Source organism: Candidatus Magnetaquicoccus inordinatus (genome assembly GCF_004217665.1).
Lineage (GTDB): Bacteria > Pseudomonadota > Magnetococcia > Magnetococcales > Magnetaquicoccaceae > Magnetaquicoccus > Magnetaquicoccus inordinatus.
Map to the genome: position 1 here is coordinate 1 of NZ_RXIU01000193.1, position 6,851 is coordinate 6,851.

The following is a 6,851-nucleotide window of genomic DNA, read 5'->3' on the forward strand; positions in this document are numbered from 1 at the left end:
TCTGATCAAAGAACGCTTTTTTTACCATCTGCCGCCATTTATTGGGGTAACCGGAGACCGTTCGGCCCGCATCAATGCCGAAACGGCCATCAAAGAAGGCGTATTCCTTTCGGTCGTGCCAACGGGCTACCATTTCTGGATCCAGGGCGAACTCGTATATCATGCCCCATAAAGCTCCTTCATCCGCTCTTGAAAAAAGCCACGAGGCCAACGATCAATGAAGTCACCATCCTTATCGATGCGGATGCGATGAATGCGTGGGCCGTTTTCCTCAGGTTCCACGAAGTAGACCGCTATCCCCTCTGGAGTCAGGAAGGGTACTCCCGGCGGGAGTCCGTTTTCACTGGTTTCCCGGATACGACGCAGAAAACGGAGCATCAGGTGCTCGCTGTGGGTTTCCACTAAAAACATCAGATCCAGTTTTTCTTGAGTTTGGGCAATGAACAAATCCCCCAAGGCCACTTGAAAGGCTGGATGGATGTTGGATTCCGGTTCCTCGATGGCGACGATACCTGTTTTGGTGTGGATGGCGGCCACCAGCACCGGCACCACTTGGGAAATGCCCACCCCTACATCCTGGGGAAAGAGTTCCACGTCGCAGCGTTGATTGCGAAGCAGCAACTGTCTCCGTTCCGGCAAACTGCGTACCGCATCGCGGATCCATTCCTCATCGTCCAGGACGGTTGCGCCAGTCAGGGCTAGCATCAAGGGACCGTTGACTTCCAATTCCTTGTAGCACTTCACTTCCAGCCGATAACCGGAATTCAGGCGATCCTCACGAACAAGCCAGTCGTTAACCTTCTCCACCAGTGTTTTACCCTTGAGGAACAGCAGATCCCAGGCGGCCATGCCGTTGGACCAGCGGAATTCGTCTGGAGCGCGAGCGGGTTGATGGTTTCGAGAGGGCATGTCGCGGAAGGGACTCAGGTAGCGGAATTTCCGCAGACTGTCGCGCAACATCGTTATGGGCGCGATGAACAGCGAGCTGATCACCAATATTTGCTGGTGCCAGGATGCCTGCTCATCGTCCTCGGGTTCCCATAGTGTTCCAAAATCATGAAACTCTAAAGGTTTTCCGCCTGGAGGTAACACGGATGACGCAATGATCTGGAGGGGGCGATTTTCAGAAAAAGGCGTTTGATATTCAACCAGCGGTATAGGCTCCACATTCGAAACAACACGCAAGGATGGTCCGATCCAGGTCATGACGGGATGCAGTACATCTTCAACCTGGAACGTTATTCTGCGACCATCCACGGAGCTTTCGGTATTAAACAATGCCTTGCCATCATAGCCGATGGAGCAACTTGCGATGCGGGGGCCTTGCAATGTCTCCGACCATTGGATTGCAATCTCCAGGGATGCCTGGGACGGTGGTTTGATAAACTGTGCACTGCCAAAGGTGGGCACGTTGATCCACTCCTCCAGATCACCCAAATCTTCTTTGGAGACGTCCAATTCAAACCCCATTTTGATGGTTCGGCTGCGGTCGTGGTTGTGGACAAGGCTATCGAAGCCGCCCAGGTCCAGGACATCGCCACCCAGGAGGGTGCGGCCAGGGTCCGCATTGCCGCGTTCGAAAAGCTCGCGGGCGTAATGCAGTGCTTGGATGATGGTGCTCTTTCCGGCATTGTTGGGACCAAAGAGCAGTGTGATTGGCGCGAATTCGATTCGAACTGGATCGCGGATACCTTTAAAATTTTCCAGGGTGAGAGCTTTGAGGATCATGTCCTGTCTGCCTGAATACGTTCACGCCAATAGTGGGGACGGCGGTGCAAGTGGGCCAGGGCCACAATCAGGATTTCTGCCTGGTCGGCCGCATAGATGATTCCGTAAGGGAACCGTCGCAAGCGGCAACGTCGGGTGTTGGCACTGAGTGGCTGCCAGCCCGCTGGATGGCGACGAATCAGATCCAAGGAGGCCAGCACCTCAGCCAGGAATATTTGACCAAGCCCCTTGGCTTGCGCCTCATGGAATGCCACCGCCTCATCAAGTTCCTGTTGGGCAACTTCGAGAAAGCGGATGATCATGGTGTGCTGTGTTTGGCCAAAACCTCATCCAGGGGGATGGCCTTTATCTCCCCCCGCCGGTAGGCTGTCAAGCGTTCTTCGGCCTCCAGGGACCAGAGTCGATCCAGTTCTTGATTCGGCTCATCCAAACTGCTCAGGATGGCGTCCACCAGTTCCAAGCGTGCTAATGGAGTCAGTTTGAGGGCTTGTGATTCGATAGTGGCTGCAGTGGTATTGTTCATTATGATCCCTTGTATCAATTCACGCTGTTGAACGGATGGTTCACGTGCTGCAGGAACCCTGTAACCAGAAGAGTTGTGGCCTGCCGGTCAATATCGTCGTCGAAATCATCAAATGCCTCGTACCGGAAGGATACCGTGAAATCGGTGTACGTGAGAAGCGGGATGAATGCGTTGGGCAACATCCGAATCGGTTTGCGCCTCACCACGGGCGTGAGAGCCGAACAGGATGATCCGCTCCGGGTAGACGCTTTCGGCGACGCAGGTGCTTATGGCGGTCCGGAAGGAATCGGTGATGGTCATGACGCACCTTGTTCAACGATGGCAGTTACCTTTGTCAGCAAAGTGGTGACCTGCTCGACGAGTCCTTGCCGGTCCAAATGGGCGTCCGTGGCGTTCCAGGCTTCATAGCGGAACTGCACGGCAAAGGCGGTCAGATCAATGAAATCCCACTCTCCTGTCACATCCTCGCCGGACCGGGTGAGCATGACCAACAGCAGGCGCAGGTTGTGGGTTCTGGGGAGTTCCTGATCACGATGGGCCAGCCATGCCTTCAGTGCTTTTTCCACTGCCTGCTGAGCGTGCAAGCCGAAAATTTCATCCGGGAAGAGTTCGACATCGCGCATGTTGGTGATGGCTTGCAAATCGCGTCTGGCAGCTTCCAGCATGCGCCGGGCGGTCTCATGATCGGGCATGGAGCACCTTTCCTTCCCGCAAGGCGCGAGCAACAACGTGGTTGCGAGAGGATTTCAGCCGCTCAACCTCGTCCAGAGAGTAGACCAGGATGTCGGTCGCTACGGGAATGCTCCCCATGGCACGCTCCAGGCGGTTGATCTCCTGGAAGCGACTGCGGTGTGGGCCAAAAGGTTCGGCCTCGATTACCAGCAGATCCACATCGGCATCGGATTCGGCGTCACCTCGAGCATAAGAGCCAAACAGTATGACCTGCTCCGGTTGCACTTCGGCAACGATGCTTCGCACCATGGCGGTCAGTTCGGTTTCAGTGATGGTCATGGGGGGCAAATCCTCATCAAATTGTCAGTTCGACAAAAAGGTGTACGACAGGCGTGATCGTCATGGGTAGACATCTCTGATCTGGTCCTCAATATGTTCAAGCAGTTCATGGATCCGGGTGATCAGGTTGATACGATCCAGTGGTGCTTCGGCGTCATCACCCCAGGCGTAGCGGTGTTCCACAGCGAACGGGGTGAGTTCTACGCACTCCCACAGATCCATCATCTCCACACCTTGTTGCTCCAGCAACGGCAACAAGCGGCTGATGTCATGGGTGAGAGGGAACAGAATTTCCAAGGCTGACAGCCACGCCTTGAGTCCTTTTTCCACCGCCTGTTGGGCATGGAAACCGAAAATGGCGTCGGTGAACACCTCCTGATCCCGCATGCCAGTCATGGCACGATGATCCGCACGCGCCAGGCGCAACAGTTCCCGGGCGTAATCAATGCCTTTCATAAAGCACTCTCCCCTCATGCAAGGCCCTGGCGATCAGATGATTTTTGGCCGTGCGCCACTGTTCCACCTCGGCGTCGCTGAACAGGACGATATCCTTGGCCACAGGAATATCAGCCAACAACCGCCACACCCTGGCCATGGCTTTTCGGCGGCTGTTGTGGGGGCCGTAAGTCTCACGGGTGATGATCAACAGGTCGATATCTGAATCGGCTTGCGCCTCACCACGAGCGTGGGAACCGAACAAAATGATCCGCTCCGGATGGAAAGTCTCGGCAATGCGGGCGCTCATGGCGGTCAGTTCGGTTTCAGTGATGGTCATCGGCATTTCCCCCTGCAATCACATTATTTCTTCTTTATATCATGTCGTTGTGTCAAAGCCAAAGCTGCAGCACTCTTACCTGCCTTGCTGGTAGAGGGATTGCTGAGGGTCTTGCCAGCAGCGGAAGCGGCTTGTTTGCCAGTCACTTTGTCATTTCCGGCCTGTGCCAAGGCCGAACCTGCTGCGGATTTGGTTGCCGAGCTGGCGTTGGGGTTGCGCAAGGTCTTGGACGCGGCGGTGTCCGCTCTTGGACTGGTGGTTTCGGACGATCTACGAGTGGCCATGATGTTCTCCTTAAGAATCGATAATACCTTTGAACGAACTGATTAGGCCTCGCATTTCCACACCTCGGCACTATCAGCATCAAAAAAATGAACATCCAATCGGTTGCGTCCTTTGCTTTTCTCTCGGGCATCTGTCATGCGTCGCGCTCGGCTCATGATCTTCCTGTTGGTGGGGCTTGCATGATCTCCATACAAACTGACGAAAACATCCCGGATTGTACCTTTTTCAATCAGACGCAGGACATGTTCATCATTTTCCGCCAATGAATGCCCGTAGATGAACAGGCTTCCAGAAATGGCACTGAAACTCCGCAACGCCTTGTGCAGATAGGCGCTGTGCATGATCTTTGTCAGTTTGTCGCGGCTGGTGCCTTCCGCCACGAACATGGGATATTTCCCAGCATCCAAGGCCTGTCGCACCTGGTCTATGATTCTGATGCTGGTGCGTGACCAGGTGTATTTGACAAGATCAGGACCAGTATCAAAGAGATGCAATGCCCCATGGAGATAGTGGATGGTTGCCTTGTTGCCTTCCTGCCACGTCACATAGTCCGCGCCGTCGTCGTCTTCAGGATGCCGAAAGCCATCATCTGGATGCAGGTCTTGTCGATCAATATCGTCCCGCATCACGGCCCAGTAGAGGAGCAGATCGTAATTCAGGGTATATTTGTGCTCAAAGCAAGACAAGAAGCGTCGGCAGCAGGCCATCTGCTCATCACTCACCTGGAAAGGATGATCCGGGTGGTTGCCAGCAATAGCATTGACCAGAATATCCTTAATAGCGTCGGCATCCTTGTTGATCTGATCGATCAGTGTCTGGCCGGCATCCGGATAGGCCTTTAGCGCCTTGCCCATCTCCACCAGCAAGCGGATCACCGCCTCAAAATCCCGGATGTTCAAAGCGTTAAACACTTCCCTGGCATGGGGGGATGCGGAGAAGTCGGCTTTGTCGAACAATGCGCCATAACTGAAGATGTCAGGTTTCAGGGCGATGCTGAAGCCGTTGCCCAGGAGCAGGTGCTTATGTCCCTTCGCTTGATCAAGAGATTCGGAAAAAGTGAGAATTTTCGTGGACATCACAACTCCCCCCGGAAGGCGTGTTGGGTGAGGGAGCCGAAAAGATCATCTGATCCCTTTCCGAGAGTTACGAATTTCTCCTGTTCAGATTGCCAGCCTCTGACATGGCTGAGGTATTCACGCTGGATGTCTAAAGGAGGAAGCAGAGCAGGGAATCCGCAGAGCTGGGTTTTGTTGATTGAGGCAATGCCAGTGGTTTGTTTGGCGGACATCAGGAAATATCGTTTTCCTCTTTGGCTGCCAATCAAGGCACTCATGAACTCGGGGATCGCAAAGTTTTGATCAACGCGGACTTTAAAAATATGATTTTGGTGAATGCATGGATCGATCCCTCCTTGCCAGACCGCGCCACGGCCAAGCTTGTCTGGATCGCCACCTTCGGTAAGCAGGATATCGCCCGACTTAAGGAGGTATCTCCCCATGTCTGTTTCCAATACTTCGATATCCTGAACATCGCTTATGTCGATATGTCCATCTTGGACGTTTGCAACGCGCATGTAAGGAACGTGGACCGTCTTTTTTCCGTTGAACTGCTTTCCTTTGGTGACTCCAGATGCAATATCGGCAACCTGATCCAGCCTTTCTACTTTCCACCCCTTTGGATTAGTCACCGGATCCCCAAACATCTCCAAAAACACCGACCTCAGAAACTGATCCGCCAGTGCCAGGGCTTGGCGGCGTTTGCGGCGGATGGCGTCGGCCTTGTCCAGAATGGCGGCGATGCGTTTTTGTTCGGGAAGGGGGGGAAGGGGGATTTCAAGTTGCCTAAAACGAGAAACATCCAAATTCGAAATGTTTGTCGTTTGTCTTCCAAGATGCCTGATTTTGTCTTGAGATTCTCCGGAAGACATCCATCTATACAAGTAATCTGGATCAACTCGCTTCCTATCCGGACGGACTATTGATATGAAACCGCCAGCTGTTGCGTGGTATTCCAATCTGGGCACTTGAACACATTTACCAACAAGATTCCAGCTATTCGCGCTTGATATCAAGATATCTTTTTCTTCTAAGAATTGCTCTTCCCGCTTCACAAAAGATTTTGGAACAGCGATAAGATCGCTTTCATCCAAAGTTGATTGGATGTTTTTTGTTCTCATGCAAACGACAGCACCCGTATCATCTGCAGAAATTACATCGGCAGGTTTGAAAGTGATTCCTCTGATAAACTTGGTGCATTTCCCAAGCTGAGTCATTGAATGAGACTTCATCCCACCATCTCCCGCAACTCTTCCAAATCTGCCATGATCTCCCGCTCCAACTCCATCATGCGGTCCAGTATCTCACCGGGCGGGTCATGCCGCTCTTCCTGGTAAATCGTCTCCTTGTAGCGATTGATGGAAAGATCATACTTGCCATCGCCACGAATCTCTGCAACGGGTACAAAAAACGCCTTGGCGGTGCGGTCGGTGAGTTTTTTCGGGTTGCGGTTCTTCCATTGTTTCAGCATGTC

11 protein-coding genes and 1 pseudogene are annotated in these 6,851 nt (G+C 53.2%); all 12 read right to left on the reverse strand.

The annotated features are described in order from the left end of the window. Positions 1 to 159 precede the first annotated feature (159 nt). Positions 160 to 1,728, reverse strand: coding sequence for an AAA family ATPase (locus EJP87_RS12445; RefSeq protein WP_130472201.1), 1,569 nt, complete (start codon positions 1,726 to 1,728; stop codon positions 160 to 162). Further along, positions 1,725 to 2,030 (reverse strand): type II toxin-antitoxin system RelE/ParE family toxin, encoded by a 306-nt coding sequence (locus EJP87_RS12450; protein ID WP_130472202.1) that lies wholly within the window; start codon positions 2,028 to 2,030, stop codon positions 1,725 to 1,727. Before EJP87_RS12450 ends, EJP87_RS12445 begins: the two co-directional genes overlap by 4 nt. Then, positions 2,027 to 2,251, reverse strand: coding sequence for an addiction module protein (locus EJP87_RS12455; RefSeq protein ID WP_130472203.1), 225 nt, complete (start codon positions 2,249 to 2,251; stop codon positions 2,027 to 2,029). Before EJP87_RS12455 ends, EJP87_RS12450 begins: the two co-directional genes overlap by 4 nt. Before the next feature lie 108 nt (positions 2,252 to 2,359). After that, on the reverse strand, positions 2,360 to 2,551 hold the full coding sequence (locus EJP87_RS12460) for a nucleotidyltransferase domain-containing protein (RefSeq protein WP_130472204.1): 192 nt from the start codon (positions 2,549 to 2,551) through the stop codon (positions 2,360 to 2,362). Continuing rightward, positions 2,548 to 2,943, reverse strand: a complete 396-nt coding sequence (locus EJP87_RS12465) for a HEPN domain-containing protein (RefSeq protein ID WP_130472205.1) — start codon at positions 2,941 to 2,943, stop codon at positions 2,548 to 2,550. Before EJP87_RS12465 ends, EJP87_RS12460 begins: the two co-directional genes overlap by 4 nt. Beyond that, on the reverse strand, positions 2,930 to 3,262 hold the full coding sequence (locus tag EJP87_RS12470) for a nucleotidyltransferase domain-containing protein (protein WP_130472206.1): 333 nt from the start codon (positions 3,260 to 3,262) through the stop codon (positions 2,930 to 2,932). The genes EJP87_RS12465 and EJP87_RS12470 overlap by 14 nt, the downstream gene beginning before the upstream one ends. Before the next feature lie 60 nt (positions 3,263 to 3,322). Beyond that, a complete protein-coding gene (locus EJP87_RS12475; RefSeq protein WP_193771353.1) occupies positions 3,323 to 3,718 on the reverse strand; it encodes a HEPN domain-containing protein in 396 nt (131 codons plus the stop codon). After that, entirely contained in the window at positions 3,705 to 4,037 is a 333-nt protein-coding gene (locus EJP87_RS12480; RefSeq protein ID WP_130472208.1) for a nucleotidyltransferase domain-containing protein, read from the reverse strand. The genes EJP87_RS12475 and EJP87_RS12480 overlap by 14 nt, the downstream gene beginning before the upstream one ends. A 23-nt stretch (positions 4,038 to 4,060) precedes the next feature. Then, complete coding sequence (locus EJP87_RS12485; RefSeq protein WP_130472209.1) at positions 4,061 to 4,321, reverse strand: hypothetical protein; 261 nt, start codon at positions 4,319 to 4,321, stop codon at positions 4,061 to 4,063. Between the two features lie 42 nt (positions 4,322 to 4,363). Beyond that, on the reverse strand, positions 4,364 to 5,398 hold the full coding sequence (locus tag EJP87_RS12490; protein ID WP_130472210.1) for a DUF4917 family protein: 1,035 nt from the start codon (positions 5,396 to 5,398) through the stop codon (positions 4,364 to 4,366). Continuing rightward, positions 5,398 to 6,609, reverse strand: a complete 1,212-nt coding sequence (locus tag EJP87_RS12495) for a restriction endonuclease subunit S (protein WP_130472211.1) — start codon at positions 6,607 to 6,609, stop codon at positions 5,398 to 5,400. Before EJP87_RS12495 ends, EJP87_RS12490 begins: the two co-directional genes overlap by 1 nt. After that, positions 6,606 to 6,851, reverse strand: a pseudogene (locus tag EJP87_RS17890) (DNA methyltransferase); the annotation flags it as partial. The gene EJP87_RS12495 and the pseudogene EJP87_RS17890, both read right to left, overlap by 4 nt.